The 16,556-nt window shown below is 72.0% G+C and carries 14 protein-coding genes; 8 read left to right on the top strand and 6 right to left on the bottom strand.

The genetic code is table 11. The features are described from left to right. Positions 1–98: 98 nt before the first annotated feature. Positions 99–3,281: an ExeM/NucH family extracellular endonuclease gene (locus JOD46_RS00790; protein WP_239562501.1), complete on the top strand. Its 3,183-nt coding sequence runs from the start codon at positions 99–101 to the stop codon at positions 3,279–3,281. A 75-nt stretch (positions 3,282–3,356) separates the two neighbouring features. Here the strand turns inward: JOD46_RS00790 and JOD46_RS00785 are convergent, their stop codons facing one another. The 3 genes from JOD46_RS00785 to JOD46_RS00775 all read right to left on the bottom strand — a co-directional run bounded on the left by JOD46_RS00785 (position 3,357) and on the right by JOD46_RS00775 (position 6,787). Beyond that, positions 3,357–4,262: a patatin-like phospholipase family protein gene (locus tag JOD46_RS00785; protein WP_204390898.1), complete on the bottom strand. Its 906-nt coding sequence runs from the start codon at positions 4,260–4,262 to the stop codon at positions 3,357–3,359. Continuing rightward, positions 4,259–5,701, bottom strand: coding sequence for an MFS transporter (locus JOD46_RS00780; protein ID WP_204390896.1), 1,443 nt, complete (start codon positions 5,699–5,701; stop codon positions 4,259–4,261). Before JOD46_RS00780 ends, JOD46_RS00785 begins: the two co-directional genes overlap by 4 nt. A 198-nt stretch (positions 5,702–5,899) precedes the next feature. Beyond that, positions 5,900–6,787 carry a serine protein kinase RIO gene (locus JOD46_RS00775; RefSeq protein ID WP_204396091.1) on the bottom strand — a complete coding sequence of 296 codons (888 nt, stop codon included), beginning with the start codon at positions 6,785–6,787 and terminating at the stop codon, positions 5,900–5,902. Positions 6,788–7,031: 244 nt separating this feature from the next. Here JOD46_RS00775 and JOD46_RS00770 point away from each other — a divergent pair, with 244 nt between their 5' ends. Then, positions 7,032–7,628, top strand: coding sequence for a TOPRIM nucleotidyl transferase/hydrolase domain-containing protein (locus JOD46_RS00770; protein WP_204390894.1), 597 nt, complete (start codon positions 7,032–7,034; stop codon positions 7,626–7,628). A 69-nt stretch (positions 7,629–7,697) separates the two neighbouring features. On the opposite strand, the gene JOD46_RS00765 is transcribed toward JOD46_RS00770, so the two are convergent. Both JOD46_RS00765 and rlmN read right to left on the bottom strand, forming a co-directional pair. Further along, complete coding sequence (locus JOD46_RS00765) at positions 7,698–8,264, bottom strand: hypothetical protein (RefSeq protein WP_204390891.1); 567 nt, start codon at positions 8,262–8,264, stop codon at positions 7,698–7,700. A 59-nt stretch (positions 8,265–8,323) separates the two neighbouring features. Then, entirely contained in the window at positions 8,324–9,658 is a 1,335-nt protein-coding gene (gene rlmN / locus JOD46_RS00760; protein WP_204390890.1) for a dual-specificity RNA methyltransferase RlmN, read from the bottom strand. A 92-nt stretch (positions 9,659–9,750) separates the two neighbouring features. Between rlmN and JOD46_RS00755 the strand changes: the two genes are divergently transcribed. Continuing rightward, positions 9,751–10,053 carry a thioredoxin family protein gene (locus JOD46_RS00755; protein WP_204390889.1) on the top strand — a complete coding sequence of 101 codons (303 nt, stop codon included), beginning with the start codon at positions 9,751–9,753 and terminating at the stop codon, positions 10,051–10,053. Then, positions 10,050–10,454, top strand: a complete 405-nt coding sequence (locus JOD46_RS00750) for a MarR family winged helix-turn-helix transcriptional regulator (RefSeq protein ID WP_204390888.1) — start codon at positions 10,050–10,052, stop codon at positions 10,452–10,454. The genes JOD46_RS00755 and JOD46_RS00750 overlap by 4 nt, the downstream gene beginning before the upstream one ends. Before the next feature lie 59 nt (positions 10,455–10,513). On the opposite strand, the gene JOD46_RS00745 is transcribed toward JOD46_RS00750, so the two are convergent. After that, positions 10,514–12,052, bottom strand: coding sequence for a M1 family metallopeptidase (locus tag JOD46_RS00745; protein WP_239562499.1), 1,539 nt, complete (start codon positions 12,050–12,052; stop codon positions 10,514–10,516). A 418-nt stretch (positions 12,053–12,470) separates the two neighbouring features. Here JOD46_RS00745 and dnaK point away from each other — a divergent pair, with 418 nt between their 5' ends. From dnaK to JOD46_RS00725, 4 genes are all read left to right on the top strand, one after another. Continuing rightward, positions 12,471–14,348, top strand: coding sequence for a molecular chaperone DnaK (gene dnaK / locus JOD46_RS00740; RefSeq protein WP_204390886.1), 1,878 nt, complete (start codon positions 12,471–12,473; stop codon positions 14,346–14,348). A gap of 2 nt (positions 14,349–14,350) precedes the next feature. Beyond that, positions 14,351–14,998, top strand: a complete 648-nt coding sequence (locus JOD46_RS00735; RefSeq protein WP_204390884.1) for a nucleotide exchange factor GrpE — start codon at positions 14,351–14,353, stop codon at positions 14,996–14,998. Positions 14,999–15,125: 127 nt separating this feature from the next. After that, positions 15,126–16,118 (top strand): DnaJ C-terminal domain-containing protein, encoded by a 993-nt coding sequence (locus JOD46_RS00730; RefSeq protein WP_204390882.1) that lies wholly within the window; start codon positions 15,126–15,128, stop codon positions 16,116–16,118. Further along, positions 16,118–16,540 carry a heat shock protein transcriptional repressor HspR gene (locus JOD46_RS00725; RefSeq protein WP_204390880.1) on the top strand — a complete coding sequence of 141 codons (423 nt, stop codon included), beginning with the start codon at positions 16,118–16,120 and terminating at the stop codon, positions 16,538–16,540. The genes JOD46_RS00730 and JOD46_RS00725 overlap by 1 nt, the downstream gene beginning before the upstream one ends. Positions 16,541–16,556: the final 16 nt, after the last annotated feature.

Raw genomic sequence — 16,556 nt, 5'->3', positions numbered from 1 at the left:
CTCGTGACGCGTCTTCCCAGCGATTCGCGCCGACCCCTAGGCTGGCGCCGTCCGGGGGGGTCACGACGGCCCGTGCCCGGGTCGCGTGAGGAGCCCCGATGAATCGTCCCGTGCGCCTGAGTGTCGGCCTGACCGCCGCAGCCCTCGCCCTCACCGGCATCGCCGCGCCGGCGGCGGCGCTGGAGGGCGACCCGACCGACCTGATCATCAGCGAGGTCGTCGAAGGCAGCTCCAACAACAAGGCGATCGAGCTGTTCAACCCGACCGGCGCCGCCGTCGACCTGTCGGCCGCCCAGTACTCGATCCAGATGTTCTTCAACGGATCGGCGAGCGCGGGCCTGACGATCAACCTCACGGGTTCGGTCGCCGCAGGCGAGGCCTGGGTCATCGCCCAGGCCTCGGCGTCCGCGCCGGTCCTGGCCCAGGCCGACCAGACGAACGGCGCAGGCTGGTTCAACGGCGACGACGCGCTGACGCTGCGTCGTGCCGGGACGGTCGTCGACTCGTTCGGCCAGATCGGCGTCGACCCCGGCACCGAATGGGGCGCCGGCCTGACCTCCACGGCTGACAACACGCTGCGTCGCGCCGACGGCGTGTGCGTCGGCGACGCCGTGACGAACGACGCGTTCGACCCCGCGCTCGAGTGGGTCGGCTTCGCGACCGACACCTTCGACGGACTGGGAACGCACACCGGGTGCGCCGAGGCGCCCCCGCAGACCCCCGTGATCAACGAGTTCTCGGCCTCGACCGCGGGAACCGACATCGAGTACGTCGAACTCCTCGTCGAGCCGGGCACCGACGTCGGCGGATACCGCGTGCTCGAGATCGAGGGCGACGCGGGCGCCTCCATGGGCGTGGTCGACGAGGTCGTCCCGTTCGCCGCACCCGACGACGACGGCCGCGCGCTCGCGTGGCTGCCGGCCAACGCCCTCGAGAACGGCACCGTGTCGCTGCTGCTCGTCACCGGGTTCGCCGGTGCGCTCGGCGACGACCTCGACGCCGACGACGACGGCGCGATCGACGCGGTCGCCGGGCTGGAGGTGCTCGACTCAGTGGCCGTGAACGACGGCGGCTCGGGCGACCTCGCCTACGGCGACACCGTGCTGGGCGTCGCCTTCGACGGGGCCGCCTTCGCGCTCGGAGGTGCGTCGCGCATCCCCGACGGTGCCGACACCGACTCGACCGCCGACTGGGTGCGCAACGACTTCGACAAGGCGGGCATCCCGGGCAACACGGGCACCCTCGTCGCCGGCGAGGCCGCGAACACCCCCGGCGTCCGCAACTCGCTCACGGTGGTCGTCGTGCCGCTGCCGCCGGCCGACTGCGCCGCCGCGCCCGTGACCATCGGCTCGGTCCAGGGCGCGGGCGCGACCTCGCCGAAGGTCGGCGCCTCGGTCGAGATCGAGGGCGTCGTGATCGGCGACTTCCAGGTCGGCGGGTTCGACGGCTACTACGTGCAGGATGCCGGCGACGGCGACCCCGCGACATCCGACGGCATCTTCGTCTACGCGCCGACCGGACTCGACGTGGCCGCGGGCGACGTCGTGCACCTCGCGGGCACCGTCAGCGAGTACTTCGGGATGACCGAGCTCACCGCGACCGCGAACTCGATCTGCGCCTCGGGCGCCGAGCTGCCCGCCCCGGCCGAGTTCAGCCTCCCCGCCGGGGCGGAGGCCCGCGAGCGGCTCGAGGGCATGCGGGTCGTGCTGCCGCAGCAGCTCGCCATCCTCGAGTACTTCGAATACGGCCGCTACGGCACGATCACGCTCGGGCCCGACCGCCAGATGCAGCCGACCGCGCTCTTCGACGCGGGCTCGCCCGAGGCGATCGCCCTCGCGGAGCAGAATGCGCTCAACCGCATCGGCGTCGACGACGGTCGCAGCGTGGAGAACCCCGACCCGGCGATCCATCCGAACGGCCAGGTCTTCACGCTCGAGAACACCTTCCGCGGCGGCGACCTCGTCACCGACGTGACCGGCGTGCTCGACTACCGGTTCGACACGTGGGCCGTGCAGCCGACGCAGGGTGCCGACTTCGCGGTCGCGAACCCGCGGACCGCGGCGCCAGAGGTCGACGGCTCGACCACTGTCGCGAGCTTCAACGTGCTGAACTACTTCACGACCCTCGGCTCGCGCGGCGCGAGCGATCCGGTCGAGTTCGAGCGCCAGCAGGCGAAGATCGTGAGCGCCATCTCCCAGCTCGACGCCGACATCGTCGGCCTCATCGAGATCGAGAACAACGGCGACGTGGCCGTGGCCTCGCTCGTCGACGCGCTCAACGACGAGATGGGCGCGGGCACCTACGCGTACATCCCGACTGGCGTGCTCGGCACCGACGTGATCACGACCGCGCTCATCTACAAGCCCGCCGCGGTCGCCCCGCTCGGCGAGCACGCCGTGCTCGACGAGTCGGTCGATCCGCGCTGGATCGACGACCTCAACCGCCCGGCGCTGGCGCAGGCCTTCACCGACCTCCAGACCGACGGCGACGTCGCGGTCGTGGTGAACCACCTGAAGTCGAAGGGGTCGGCGTGTCCCGGCGAGCCCGAGGACCCGAACGGCCAGGGCAACTGCAACGTCGTCCGCACGCACGCGGCCGAGGCCATGGTCGACTGGCTCGCCACCGGACCCACCGCGGCCGAGCCGGGCCGTGAGCTGATCATCGGCGACCTGAACTCGTACGACCACGAGGACCCGATCCAGGTGCTCACGGGTGCGGGCTACACCGACCTGCTGCTGCGCGACCAGGGCGAGGAGCACTACTCGTACGTGTTCGACGGCCAGCTGGGCTACCTCGACTACGCGCTGGCAGGCCCGGCGCTCGCCGCCGACGCCCTCGAGGCCACGACGTGGGCGATCAACGCCGACGAACCGAGCCTCATCGACTACGACATGACGTTCAAGAAGCCCGCGCAGGACGCGTTCTACGCGCCCGACGCCTACCGGTCGAGCGACCACGACCCGGTGCTCGTGGGCCTCGAACTCGACCACACCGCACCCGAGCTGCAGGTCACGGCCGTGCCGGCGAGCATCTTCCCGCCCGACGCGAAGTGGCACACGGTCGACTTCGACATCGACGCCTCCGACAACTCCGGCCGCGAGGTCACCGTCGAGCTCACCGGCGTCGAGGTCGAGGGCCACAAGGCCGAGTACCGCGTGGTGTCCGACACCCGGATCGAGGTGCGCGCCCGGCAGGGCGCCGTCTACACCGTGACCTTCGAGGCGACGGATGTCGCCGGGAACACCACGACGGCCGAGGTCACGGTCCGCATCACGCCGTAGCCCTCCGACGTGGATTCGGCGACGCGCCGCCCCGCGCCGGGGTGGCGCGTCGTCGTGGAGTCGGCGCGGCGGCCGTCAGCCCCAGAACCCGGCGAGCCGCTCGGCAGCGTCCCGGCCCTGCTGCGAGCCGGCCCGGGCGGCGGCCGGACGGAGCGAGACGTCCATCGCGTTCGCGCCGAGCAGCGGCTCGGCATCCCGGCCCGGGAGGATCGTCTCGACCCGACTGCCGCCAGCGCGCAGCTCGTCGACCTGCGCCGCGAGCTGCATGCCCCAGTCGAGCGGATGCCGCGTGCGGCCGCCGAGCGGCGAGAGCACCAGCACGCGGCCGAATCCGCTCGCCAGGTCGGCGTTCTCGTTGCGCCGGTAGCCGCCGTCGATGTAGTGGTCGTCCCCGACCCGATACGCGGGCCCACCGGCGCAGCTGGCTGCGACGGCATCGACCAGGTCGACGCCGCTCGCGCGGTCGAACACGACCGGGTCGCCGGTCCGGGCGTCGACCGCGGTGATGAGCAGGGGTCGCTCGGGCCAGTCCGGGTTCGGCAGCCGGGCGGCGACGGTGGCCCGCCAGCGTTCCCGGCCCTCCTCGCCCGACGCGGCCGCGCGCTCGAGCGCCGCCGCGCCCATCCGGCGGCGCATGTCGGACGCGTCGGCGGCGGCCGCGATGATCGCGTTCGTCCGCTCCAGGTGCGCGGCGACGGATGCGAGGGGTCGACGATCGCCGGTGGGCGGCTCGCGGCGCGGCGCCGATGCGGCCTCGTGGAGGACGGCGGCGAGCAGCTCGCCCGGGGCCGAGCCGGCGACCTGGACCGCGGTCGTCGAGCCGGCCGACGTGCCGACGACCAGGTCGGCGTCGGTCACGTCGAGCCCGCCCTCGGCGAGTCCGGCGATGACGCCGATGAGCCACGCGTTGCCCGTCGATCCGCCGCCGCCGAGCACGAGCGCTCGCGTGGAGCTGGAAGGGGGTTCGCCCGGATGGTTCACCGGCCTCCGATCGGCGCCGCCGCGGCCTCCGCGACCCGCTTCGGCACCCGCACGAAGAGCATGAGCACGAGCCCCGCGATGAGCACGAGCACGATGCCGAGGATGCCCCAGTACGTCGCGCCGAACACGACGATGAAGCCCGACCACAGCATCGGCGACAGGAAGCTCGCCGCGCGGCCCGTCGTCGCGTAGAGGCCGAAGATCTCGCTCTCGCGACCGGCCGGCGTGACCCTCGCGAGGAACGACCGCGATGCCGCCTGCGCCGGCCCCACGAACAGGGTGAGCACGAGGCCGAAGATCCAGAACGGGACCTTGCCCGCGTCGTGCAGGAAGAACACGATGAGGCCCGCGCCGACCAGGCCGCCGAGCGCCGTGAGGATCACCGCGCGCGGACCGAAGCGGTCGTCGAAGCGGCCCGCGACGATCGTCGAGACCCCCGCGAGCAGGTTCGCCGCGATGCCGAAGAGCATGACCTCGTTCGAGGTGAACCGGAACACCACCGCCGCGATCACCGCGCCGAACGCGAACACGCCCGCGAGTCCGTCGCGGAAGACGGCGCTCGCGAGCAGGAACCAGAACGTCGGGCGGGCCTCGCGCCACAGCCGGGCGATGTCGCGCACGAGCACCGCATAGCTGCGGAAGAACCCGACGCGCTCGCGCCCGGGGGCCGGGGGCGCCTCGGGCACGTAGACGAGCACGGGCCACGCGAAGACGAGCGTCCACACCGCGCAGCCGACCGCGATCACCCGGTAGACGAGCCCGTCGTCGGTGGGCATCCCCCACCAGTCGAACGTCGTCGCCACGACCACGAGCACGAGCGCGACGATGCCGCCGAGGTAGCCGAGGCCCCAACCCAGCCCCGACACCTTGCCGACGGTGCGCGGCGTCGAGACCTGCACGAGCATCGCGTTGTAGTTCACGCCCGCGATCTCGCTGAACACCGTTCCCGCCGCGATGAGCGAGATGCCGAGCAGGAAGTACGGCGGCGATCCCTGCACGAAGAAGAGCGCGAACATGCACGCGACGAGCGCCGCCGTGGCGCCGCCGAGCCAGAGCTTGCGGCGCCCCGCGACATCCGCCCGCTGCCCCAGCACCGGGGCGAGCACCGCGATCAGGATGCCCGCGACGGTGATCGCCCAGCCCAGGCCGCTCGCGAGGTCGGCGATGGCCCGCTCATAGGCCGGATCGCCCTCGCCGAGCTCGGCCACGGCCGGGTCGAGGAACCAGTCGCTCGTGAGGTAGAGCGCGGTGAACACGAACGTGAGGATCACCGAGTTGAACGGCTGCGTCGCCCAGTCCCAGATCGCCCACGCCCACACCTGCTTCCGCGGCACGCGCCGCTCGGCCTGCAGTTCGAGCCCGGTGAGGGGCTCGACGTCCTGATGGCCGGGGCGCGGCGGAACGGCGGGCTGCAGCGGCAGCGGGGCGGGATCGGTCATGGCGCCAGTCTCATTCCGTCGGGTGAACCGCAGGTGACGGATGCCGCTGGGCCGCGCCATCCGCCCGGCCCGGCTCGAGCGCGCTCGGTCGGGTCGATCGTCGGTGATCTGCGGGAACACTACCGCCTTCGCGGCACGCCGCACCCGCCCGCCGCGGGCGGCGCGCGGCGGGCGGATGGGCGGGTGCGCGACGACGGCTCACCGGTAGACGTCGCCCACGAGCTCGCCGAAGAGCTCCTCGGCGTCGCACTCGAGCCGCTGCCGGGTGAACCAGTCGCACACGTTGACGCAGTCGCGATGCAGCAGGTCGAACCCGTTCGGGTTCGCCACCACGTCGACGACCTGCGGCAGGTCGATCGCGACGACGCGCCCGCGATGCACGAGCAGGTTGTACGGGGAGAGGTCGCCGTGCGCGAGTCCGGCGTGTGCGAGCCGGCGCATGAGGTCCATCACCTGGTGGAACAGGTCGCGCAGCTCGTCGGGCGTCGCGCGCACCTGCGCGAGGCGCGGCGCAGCCGTCCGGCCCTCGCCGATGAACTCCATGAGCACCTCGGTCTCGCTCACCTGCACCGGGTACGGCACGGGCGCGCCGAGCTCGGTGAGGCGACTGAGCGCCGCGAACTCGGCGTACGCCCATTCGGTGCGCGCGACCTCGCGGCCGTACGTCGACGCGCGCTGCACGGCGCGCACGTCGCGGCTGCGGCGGGTGCCGCGGCCCTCGGTGTAGATCGCCGAGCGGTGGAACATCCGGTGCTCGGCGCCCCGGTACCGCTTGGCGGCGAGCAGTGCGGCGTTGCCGGGCACGTCGGCGGGCGCACCGGGCACGGCGCGCTCGATGAGCCAGAGGTCGGCCTCCTTGCCGGTCTTCACGATGCCGAGCTCGGTGTCGAGTGCGGCGGCGGAGGTCACGAGCCAGTCGGGCCGGGGTTCCGGTCCGCGTTCGCTGGGTTGGGTCGCCGGCCAGGTCGACCAGCGCTGGTCCTCGCCGGGTTCGACGTCGGCGAAGGCGAGGTGGGTGGATGCCGCGCCGAACGGCGCAGCGGATGCCGCGCGGTGCGCGGCGGAATCGTCGAGTGACGACAGCATGTTCACGGTGGTGTCTCCGAGGTCGTGGAGGCCACCGGTCGCGGATGCTAGCGGGCGGCCTCGCGGGGAAGGGTGTCTGCGATACGCGCGACAAGGACGGTGTTCATCGCTCACTCCTTCCGGTCTCGGCCCGCTGGGCGGGGTGGGGTCGCCTTCGACGAGGCGACGGATGCCGCGTGGCGCGGCCCGGACGAGCATACGCCTCGCATGCCCCGCTGTCCATGGTTCGGGCTAGGGTCGGGTCATGCGCGACGCCCGAGCCGCCACGGATCGCGTCGTCTTGCTCGTCGAGGGGCCGAGCGACCACCGAGCGATCCTCGCGCTCGCGGCCCGGCTCGGAGTCGACCTCGGCGGCGGCGGCGTGCGGGTCGTCGACATGGGCGGCGTCACGAACCTTCGGACGCACCTCGCGGAGCTCGATGCCGCGTTCGCCGGCCCCGTGGTGGACCCGCCGCGCCTGCTCGGACTGTACGACGTCGGCGAGTTCGAGGTCGTGTGCCGCATGCTCGAGGAGTCCGGCCGAGGTCGACCCGCCGACCTCGCCGAGGCGGAGGCGCTCGGCTTCTTCGCGTGCGCGCTCGATCTCGAGGACGAGCTGATCCGTGCGGCCGGCGCGGACCTCGTCCAGTCGATGCTCGCCGAGGCCGGTGAGCTCTCGCGATTCCGCACGTTCCAAGGTCAGCCTGCGCAGCGCGGGCGGCCGATCGAGGCCCAGCTGCGCCGATTCGCGGGCACGGCGAGCGGGCGCAAGGTCCGTTTCGCCGCCGCGATCGTCGAGCGGATGCCGCTCGAGCGCGTGCCGCGGCAGCTCGCCGATCTCCTGCGCGCCGCCGCCCCGTGAAGGCAGGGTCGACCGTCGCGCCGCGCCGCGCTCCCGTGCTCGGCAGGCGGTGGCGCGTGCCCTCCCGGCTCAGCCCAGCGCCGCGATCGAGGTGAGGAAGCGGGCGCCGCTCACGAAGTAGGTGACTCCGTCGGCGTGGCCGATCGCCGGGATGTAGTTGGAGTCGTAGTCGGCCGGGGCGGTCAGCGTGCTCGGCAGGGGCTCGTCGCCCTCGGTCCAGCCCGCGGCGAGGAGCTCGTCGCGCCGCGCCTGCCACGCGGCATCCGATTCGGGCAGTCGCACCACCCACATCGCGATGTCGCTCTGCGGCTTTGCCCAGTTGCAGACGAGCGCGCCCTCGTCGGCGAGGTCGGCCATCACGGGTCCGAGCGTGACCACGTTCTCGGTCCGCGGAACGAGCCCGTCGGCCTCGAGCGAGGCGTACTCCGCGTCGGTGAGCACGTCGTCGCACGTCACGTCGGCCGGAGCAGCGGTCGGCTCGGCGGAGGTGGTCGGCTCGGGCGGCGACGCGGTCGGCGCGGATGCTGCGGAGGTCGGCGTCGGTGTCGGCGAGGTCGTCGGGGTCATCGCGCAGCCGGCCAGCAGGGCGGCGATGATCATGGTGCCCGCTCCGGCGGGCGCGAGTCGTCGGGTCATGGCCGCAGCATAGGGGCGGCCGTCGGCGTCGGACTCCGGGAGTGCCCTGAGCGCGGCGTTCAGGCGCGCGCTGCTGCCGCCTCGTCCTCCTCGGTGGCGACGAGCTGCCCGCAGGCGCCGTCGATCTCCTTGCCGCGCGTGTCGCGGATGGTCGTGGGGATGCCCGCGTCGGTGAGCCGGCGCACGAACTCCTGCTGCACGTCGAGCTCGGACGCGGTCCAGATCGAGCCGGGCGTCGGGTTCAGCGGGATCGGGTTGACGTGCACCCAGCCGCGGCCGCGCTCGTTGAGCTTCTCGGCGAGCAGGTCGGCGCGCCATCCGTGGTCGTTCATGTCCTTGATGAGCGCGTACTCGATCGAGACCCGGCGACCGGTCTTCTCGAAGTACTCGCGCGCGGCGTCGAGCGCCTCGTCGACCTTCCAGCGCGAGTTCACCGGGATGAGCTCGTCGCGCAGGCCGTCGTCGGGGGCATGCAGGCTGAGCGCGAAGGTCACCGGGACGTGCTCGTCGGCGAGCTTGCGGATGGCGGGCACGAGGCCCACCGTCGAGACCGTGATGTTGCGCGCCGACATGCCGAGGCCCTCGGGAGCCGGCGCCGCCATGGTGCGCACGGCGCGCATCAGGCGGGCGTAGTTCGCGAGCGGCTCGCCCATGCCCATGAACACGATGTTGGAGACGCGCTCGGGCGTGCCGTCGTCGGCGCGCTTGCCGTGCAGGGCCCCCGCCGCGATGACCCGGTTCGCCTCGACGACCTGCGCGAGGATCTCGGCGGCCGACATGTTGCGGGTCAGGCCCGCCTGGCCGGTCGCGCAGAACGGGCAGTTCATGCCGCACCCGGCTTGGCTCGACACGCACAGCGTGATGCGGCCGGGGTAGCGCATGAGCACCGACTCTACGAGCGCGCCGTCGTGGAGCTTCCAGAGGAACTTGATCGTGTCGCCGCGGTCGGTCTCGAGGCGGCGCACCTCGGTGAGGAGCGGCGGCAGCAGGCCGGCGACGAGCTCCTCGCGGCCCGCGGCCGGCAGATCGGTCATCTCGGCCGGGTCGCTGGTCCAGCGTGTGAACCAGTGGCGCGCGACCTGCTTGAGTCGGAAGGCGGGCACGCCGAGCTCGTCGGCCTTCGCCTTCCACTCGTCGGGCGCGAGGTCGGCGAGGTGGGCCGGCGGCTTGCCGCGCTTGGGCGACGCGAACTGGAGCAGGGGCCGTCCGTCGGCGCCCTTCTGCTGCTGCCAGCCCTCGGTCTGGGGGCGCACCTGGCGGGCGCCGCGCGGCGTGGTCGAGCGGATGGCGCCGGCCCGCGTCTCGCGGACCGCGCCGCCGGGCTCCGCGCCCTCGCGCGGGGTCGCCGCCGTCTCCCCGGGGCGTGCAGGGGTCTCGGGCGCGTCGGTCGGCATGCCTCAAGGGTACGCGGGAGCGCCCGAGCGTCGGCTGGATGCCCGTTCGCGGTGAGGGAATACCGAAAGTAGTGAACTGGTTGACTATCACCATGGACACCACTTCCGCTCCCGATGCCATCCGCCTCGTCGAGTTCGGCGCCGCCTGGTGCGGCCCCTGCCGAGCGTTCGAGCCGGTCCTCCGCTCGTTCGGCGAGCGCCACCCCGCCGTGCGCATCGACCACGTCGACGTCGACGCGCACCCGGAACTCGCCGCCGCGTACGACATCCGCTCGATGCCCACGACGGTGGTCTTCCGCGGCGACGTCCCCGTCGGGCGCGTCATCGGCGCGCAGCCGCTCCAGGCCTTCGAGGCCGCGGTTCGCGAGATCCTCGCCGAGGCCGTCGCAGCGTGAGCCTGCTCGCGCTGCTCGACCGGGCCTCGCAGGTGACCGGCGCCGTCGTGGACTTCGTGCTCAAGGAGCACGGCGTCACCCGCGCCGAACTCGCGGTGCTCGAGGTCGTCGCCGGCGGCGACGCCCTGCCCTCCGAGCTCGCCGAGCGCGCGGGGGTCACGCGGGCCGGTATGACGAAGCGACTCGACCGGCTCGAACGGGCGGGGCTCGTCGAGCGCATCCCGTCGCCGACCGACCGTCGATCGGTGCTCGTCCGCGCGACCGCGGCCGGGCGATCGATGCTGCCCTCAGCGGTCGCCGCCCGCGACCGGGTCGAGGCGCAGCTGCTCGCGCGGCTCGCACCCGGCGATCAAGCGCACCTCGGCGACATCCTGCGCCGCCTGCTCGCCGAAGGCGACTGACGACACTGACGCGCCGGGCGCGTGCCCGGCGCGTCAGCGCGGTTCGCCTCGGCCTCGGCTCAGCCGGCGTTCGTCCACGTCGCGGGCGGCTTGACCTGGTCGTAGAGCCAGGTCTGGAAGAACCCGTCGAGGTCCTCGCCCGAGACCTCCTCGAACACGGCCTGGAAGTCCTCGGCGGTCCCGGCCGAGTCGTCGTAGCGCTCGAGCCAGAGCCTCGTGGCCTCGAAGAACGCCTCGTCGCCGACCTCGACGCGAAGGGCGTGCAGCGTGGCCGCGCCCTTGTTGTAGACCTGCGACGCGAACAGGCCCAAGGCGCCCGGGTCGCCGATCTGGAAGTCCCAGTACGCCTGCGTGCGAGCCGGGGCGTACCAGTTGTCGAAGGCCTGCTGCGCCGTGATGCCGCCGCGGTGCTCGTTCCAGAGCCAGGTCGAGTACGTCGCCCAGCCCTCGTTGAGCCAGATGTCCTGCCAGCGCTCGGGGCTCACGGCGTTGCCGAACCACTGGTGCGAGAGCTCGTGGAGCACCGTGCCCTGCGACGCCTGGCTGGAATAGATGGGCCTGGTCTGCGTCTCGAGGGCGTAGCCGACGCTGTCGTCGTCGACGATCGCGCCGTACGAGTTGAACGGGTACGGGCCGAAGTGGCTCTCGAGGAACGAGATCATCTCGGGCTGGAGCGCGAGGCTCGCGTTCGTGGTGGCGAGCCGGGATGGCGTCAGTCCGTCGTCGACGGCATCGATGATTCGGAGCCCGCTTGCCGTCGTGGTGTCCCGCAGGTCGTAGTCGCCCACGGACGCGGTGGTGAGGTAGCTGGCCTGCGCGTCGGGCGCATCCCAGAACCAGGTGGTCCAGCCGTCGGCGGTGACCGGGTCGCCAGCCGGCAGGCCGTTCGCGACCGCGACCTTGCCCTCGGGCACGGTGATGGCGAACGAGTACGTCGCCTTGTCGGTCTGGTGGTCGCTCACCGGATACCAGGTCATCGAGCCCTCGGGCTCGCTGGCCACCATGGCGCCGTCGCGCGTGGTCACCCAGCCGTAGAGCGCGCCCTCGATGTCTTCCGGGCGCGTGGTCGTGCCGCCGTACTCGACGACGACCTCCACCGCCTGGCCCGCCTTGAGCTTGGGCCGGGGCTGGATGGTCAGCTCCCACGCGCGCTGTTCGTCGTCCTGGACGTGCCAGTAGGCGGCGCCCTCGACGGTCTGCCCGGCCAGGGGCGGCTCGATGCCGACCGCGGGCTTGCCGTCGATGGTGACGGCGCGCACCTCCATGCCGCGCAGGTCGAGGTTGAACCGGTCGAGGTCCTGCGTCGCGACGAGGTCGATCGTGGCGACACCGTCGAGCTCTCCCTCGAGCGGCGCCGGCGATGGCGCCGGCGGGGTGTAGCGGATCTCGAGGTCGTAGTGCTGCACGTCGTACCCGCCGTTGCCCGCGTACGGGAAGTAGGCGTCGCCGACGCCCGAGGCGCCCGAGCTGAACCTCGGACCTGCGCTGTCCGGCTCCTTCCCGCCCGGCGCGGCTGCCGCCGCGGATGCGCCGAACGCACCCATCACCAGCACCGCGGCGGTGGCGCCGCCGATGATCTTCCTGCTCGACCGGACCATGTTCTCCCCTTCGCACCGTTGTGGGGAACCCTACGGTGCGAGTGGCCCGCTTCGACAGGCCCCCTTCCGGAGACCGTACCGTCGGGCCGACGCACCCCGCGGAACGGGGCGGTGAGGTCGCCCGCCCCGAGGCGCCCCCGCGTCAAGCCGACTGCCACCGCGCGACGTACGTGGAAGGGCCCGGGCCGGAGTTCGCGCGGGAGGAACGCGATGGAATAGCGACGGGAGCGGGCAGGTTGAGTCGAGTAGGCTCAAGTTTCACGACGGCGACTTGACATCGATCGGATGCCGCTGCGAGACTTGAGCGGCCGGGACTCAAGTTCCGGCCATCACGAACTTCGGCTGCGGGCGGGCACCGCCGGGCCGATCGCCGGGGGGCGACATCCGCGAAACCCTCCTGGCAGAAGGAGAGTCACACATGTCACGTGCAGTCGGTATCGACCTCGGCACCACCAACTCGGTCGTCAGCGTCCTCGAGGGCGGCGAGCCCGTCGTCATCGCGAACGCCGAGGGCTTCCGCACCACCCCGTCGGTGGTGGCGTTCACGAAGGACGGCGAGGTGCTCGTCGGCGAGACCGCCAAGCGCCAGGCCGTGACCAACGTCGACCGCACCATCTCGTCGGTCAAGCGCCACATGGGCACCGACTGGAAGAAGGAGATCGACGGCAAGCCGTACACGCCGCAGGAGATCTCGGCGCGCATCCTGCAGAAGCTCAAGCGCGACGCCGAGCAGTACCTCGGCGACACGGTGACCGACGCGGTCATCACCGTGCCCGCGTACTTCAACGACGCCGAGCGCCAGGCCACGAAGGAGGCGGGCGAGATCGCCGGCCTCAACGTACTGCGCATCATCAACGAGCCCACCGCGGCCGCGCTCGCGTACGGCCTCGACAAGGGCAAGGAGGACGAGCTCATCCTCGTCTTCGACCTCGGCGGCGGCACGTTCGACGTGTCCCTCCTCGAGGTCGGCAAGGACGACGACTTCTCGACCATCCAGGTGCGCGCGACCGCCGGCGACAACCGCCTCGGCGGCGACGACTGGGACCAGCGCATCGTCGACCACCTCATCAAGCGCTTCAAGGACACCACCGGCGTGGATGTCTCGAAGGACCGCATCGCGCTGCAGCGCCTGAAGGAGGCGGCCGAGCAGGCCAAGAAGGAGCTGAGCTCGAGCATGAGCACCAGCATCCAGCTGCCCTACCTCTCGCTCACCGAGTCGGGCCCGGCCAACCTCGACGAGACGCTCACGCGCGCCCAGTTCGAGAACATGACCAGCGACCTGCTCGACCGCACCAAGAAGCCCTTCGAGGATGTCATCCGCGAGGCCGGCATCAAGGTCGGCGACATCGCCCACGTCGTGCTCGTCGGCGGCTCGACCCGCATGCCCGCGGTGTCCGAGCTCGTCAAGAAGGAGACCGGCGGCAAGGAGCCCAACAAGGGCGTGAACCCCGATGAGGTCGTCGCCGTCGGCGCGGCGCTCCAGGCGGGCGTCCTCAAGGGCGAGCGCAAGGACGTGCTGCTCATCGACGTCACCCCCCTGAGCCTCGGCATCGAGACCAAGGGCGGCATCATGACCAGGCTCATCGAGCGCAACACGGCCATCCCGACGAAGCGTAGCGAGACCTTCACGACCGCCGACGACAACCAGCCGTCGGTCGCGATCCAGGTGTTCCAGGGTGAGCGCGAGTTCACGCGCGACAACAAGCCGCTCGGCACGTTCGAGCTGACCGGCATCGCCCCGGCGCCCCGCGGCATCCCGCAGATCGAGGTCACCTTCGACATCGACGCGAACGGCATCGTGCACGTGTCCGCCAAGGACAAGGGCACCGGCAAGGAGCAGTCGATGACGATCACGGGCGGCTCGAGCCTCCCGAAGGACGACATCGAGCGGATGGTGCGCGACGCCGAGGAGCACGCGGCCGAGGACAAGAAGCGCCGCGAGTCGGCCGAGACCCGCAACCAGGCCGAGCAGCTCGTCTACTCGATCGAGAAGCTGATCAAGGAGAACGACGAGAAGCTCCCGGCCGACGTCAAGGACGAGGTGCAGGGCGACGTCGACGCGCTGAAGACCGCGCTCGCCGGCGAGGACGACGACGCGGTGAAGTCGGCGTTCGAGAAGCTCAACCAGTCGCAGGGCAAGCTCGGCGAGGCGATCTACGCCCAGCAGCAGGCCGGTGCGGCTGCGGGTGCCAACCCCGGCGAGGACGCGAACGCCTCCGGCTCCGAGGGCGCCCAGGCGTCCGACGAGGACGTGGTCGACGCCGAGGTCATCGACGACGAGGACGAGAAGAAGTAACGATGACGGACGAGAACCAGAACCACGAGGAGCCGGTCATCCGCGACAAGCGGCGCATCGACCCCGAGACCGGTGAGGTTCGCACGCCGCCGGCCGAGGGGGCGGGCGAGCAGCCCGCTCCCGCGGCCGAGTCGACGGATGCCGCGGCATCCGACTCGACGGGCGCCGGTGCGGTCGGCGAGGAGGAGCTCACGGTCGAGGACATCCTGAACGCGGCGCAGGCCGAGGTGCAGGAGCCGAGCGACGAGCACCTCGCCGACCTCAAGCGGGTCACGGCCGAGTACGCGAACTACCGCAAGCGCACCGAGGCGAACCGCGAGGTCGAGCGCGAGCGCGCGGTCGGCGCGGCCGTGGCCGTGCTGCTGCCCGTGCTCGACGACCTCGACCGGGCCGAGAAGCACGGCGACCTCGAGGGCGACGCCCCGTTCGCGACCATCGCGGCGAAGCTCCGCGCGGCCGTCGAGAAGCTGGGCCTGAAGCCGTTCGGCGAGACGGGCGAGGCGTTCGACCCGCAGCGGCACGAGGCGATCTTCCAGCAGCCCTCCGACGAGGTCGAGGTCGACACGGTCGCCGACGTCGTCGAGACGGGCTACACGCTGGGGGGCACGCTGCTGCGCGCCGCGAAGGTCGTCGTCAAGACGCCGGCGTAGCGACGCATCCGGTGGTCGAGTAGGCCGCTCGCGGCCGTATCGAGATCCGGTCACCCGATCTCGATACGTGCCGCAGGCGGCGCTACTCGATCACCGATCCCACTAGATTTCGAGGAAGGAGGCGCCGATGGCCAGCCAGGATTGGTTCGACAAGGACTTCTACGCGATCCTCGGCGTCTCGAAGGACGCGAGCGACGCCGACATCAAGAAGGCCTACCGCAAGCTCGCGCGCAAGTACCACCCCGACCAGAACCCGGGGGATGCCGCGGCCGAGGCGAAGTTCAAGGAGATCAGCGAGGCGCACTCGGTGCTCTCCGACGCCGAGGAGCGCAAGGAGTACGACGCGGTCCGCGCGATGGGGTCGGGCGCGCGCTTCACCGCGCCCGGCGGGGCCGGCGCGGGCGGCTTCGAGGATGTCTTCGGCACCATGTTCGGTGGCCAGGGCGGCCGCGGGGGCCAGCGGTACACCTTCCAGCAGGGCGAGTACGACGACCTGCTCGGCGGGTTGTTCGGCGGCGGTCGGTTCGGCCAGCCGTCGGGCGGCTACCGCGGGTTCGGCGGTCCGACGAAGGGCCGGGATGTCACGGCGTCGACGACGCTCGACTTCATCACGGCGACCAAGGGCGACCGCATCACGCTGCAGACCTCCGAGGGGCGCGAGATCACCGTCAACGTGCCCGCGGGCGTCGCCGACGGGCAGAAGATCCGCCTTCGCGGGAAGGGGCACCCCTCGCCCGACGGCGGTGAGCCCGGCGACATCGTCCTCACCGTGAAGGTGCGCCCGCACCCGGTGTTCGAGCGCGACGGGCTGAACCTGCGCGTCAACGTGCCCGTCACGTTCGCCGAGGCTGCGCTCGGCGCGACCATCCAGGTGCCCACGCTCGGCGGCGAGCCCGTGAAGCTGCGTGTCGCGCCCGGCACGCCGAGCGGCCGCGTGCTGCGCGTGAAGGGCCGTGGCGTGCACTCCGCCAAGGGCACCGGCGACCTGCTCGCGGTGGTGCAGGTCGCCGTGCCCTCGCACCTCTCCAAGGAGGCCGAGGAGAAGCTGCGGGAGTTCGCCGCGCACCTACCCGACGAGGACCCCCGCGAGGACCTCCTCGCCAAGGGCCGGAGCTCCTGATGCAGGTCGACGGCGAGAGCCCGCTGTTCGTGATCTCGGTCGCGGCCGAGCTCGCCGGCATGCACCCGCAGACGCTCCGCCAGTACGACCGCATGGGCCTGGTGTCGCCGAAGCGCACCGCGGGCAAGTCGCGCCGCTATTCGATGCGGGATGTCGCGCAGCTCCGCGAGATCCAGCAGCTCTCGAGCGAGGGCGTGAGTCTCGAGGGCATCCGCCGCGTGCTCGGGCTCGAGAACGAGGTCACCGACCTGCGGCAACGCGTGCGCGAGCTCGAGCGCGCGCTCGCCGACGAGATGCTCAACCGCCCCGGCCGCCGCGTGTTCGCCGCGGGCGCCGAGGGCGACATCGTGTCCGTGCGCGCGGGCACGCGCGTCCGTCGCGAGAACGCGGTCGTCGTCTGGCGGCCGCTCGAACGGAGCTGACGCGCGCGGAATCGCC

The organism is Agromyces aurantiacus (assembly GCF_016907355.1).
Classification (GTDB): Bacteria; Actinomycetota; Actinomycetes; order Actinomycetales; family Microbacteriaceae; genus Agromyces; species Agromyces aurantiacus.
Note: the sequence above shows the minus strand (reverse complement) of the source record. Positions and strands in the feature narration are given on the sequence as shown.

Coding starts and splice junctions, on each gene's coding strand:
- JOD46_RS00790 (WP_239562501.1), top strand. CDS start 99: ATGAATCGTCCCGTGCGCCTGAGTGTCGGCCTGACCGCCGCAGCCCTC.
- JOD46_RS00780 (WP_204390896.1), bottom strand. CDS start 5,701: ATGACCGATCCCGCCCCGCTGCCGCTGCAGCCCGCCGTTCCGCCGCGC.
- JOD46_RS00775 (WP_204396091.1), bottom strand. CDS start 6,787: ATGCTGTCGTCACTCGACGATTCCGCCGCGCACCGCGCGGCATCCGCT.
- JOD46_RS00770 (WP_204390894.1), top strand. CDS start 7,032: ATGCGCGACGCCCGAGCCGCCACGGATCGCGTCGTCTTGCTCGTCGAG.
- JOD46_RS00765 (WP_204390891.1), bottom strand. CDS start 8,264: ATGACCCGACGACTCGCGCCCGCCGGAGCGGGCACCATGATCATCGCC.
- rlmN (WP_204390890.1), bottom strand. CDS start 9,658: ATGCCGACCGACGCGCCCGAGACCCCTGCACGCCCCGGGGAGACGGCG.
- JOD46_RS00755 (WP_204390889.1), top strand. CDS start 9,751: ATGGACACCACTTCCGCTCCCGATGCCATCCGCCTCGTCGAGTTCGGC.
- JOD46_RS00745 (WP_239562499.1), bottom strand. CDS start 12,052: ATGGTCCGGTCGAGCAGGAAGATCATCGGCGGCGCCACCGCCGCGGTG.
- dnaK (WP_204390886.1), top strand. CDS start 12,471: ATGTCACGTGCAGTCGGTATCGACCTCGGCACCACCAACTCGGTCGTC.
- JOD46_RS00735 (WP_204390884.1), top strand. CDS start 14,351: ATGACGGACGAGAACCAGAACCACGAGGAGCCGGTCATCCGCGACAAG.
- JOD46_RS00730 (WP_204390882.1), top strand. CDS start 15,126: ATGGCCAGCCAGGATTGGTTCGACAAGGACTTCTACGCGATCCTCGGC.
- JOD46_RS00725 (WP_204390880.1), top strand. CDS start 16,118: ATGCAGGTCGACGGCGAGAGCCCGCTGTTCGTGATCTCGGTCGCGGCC.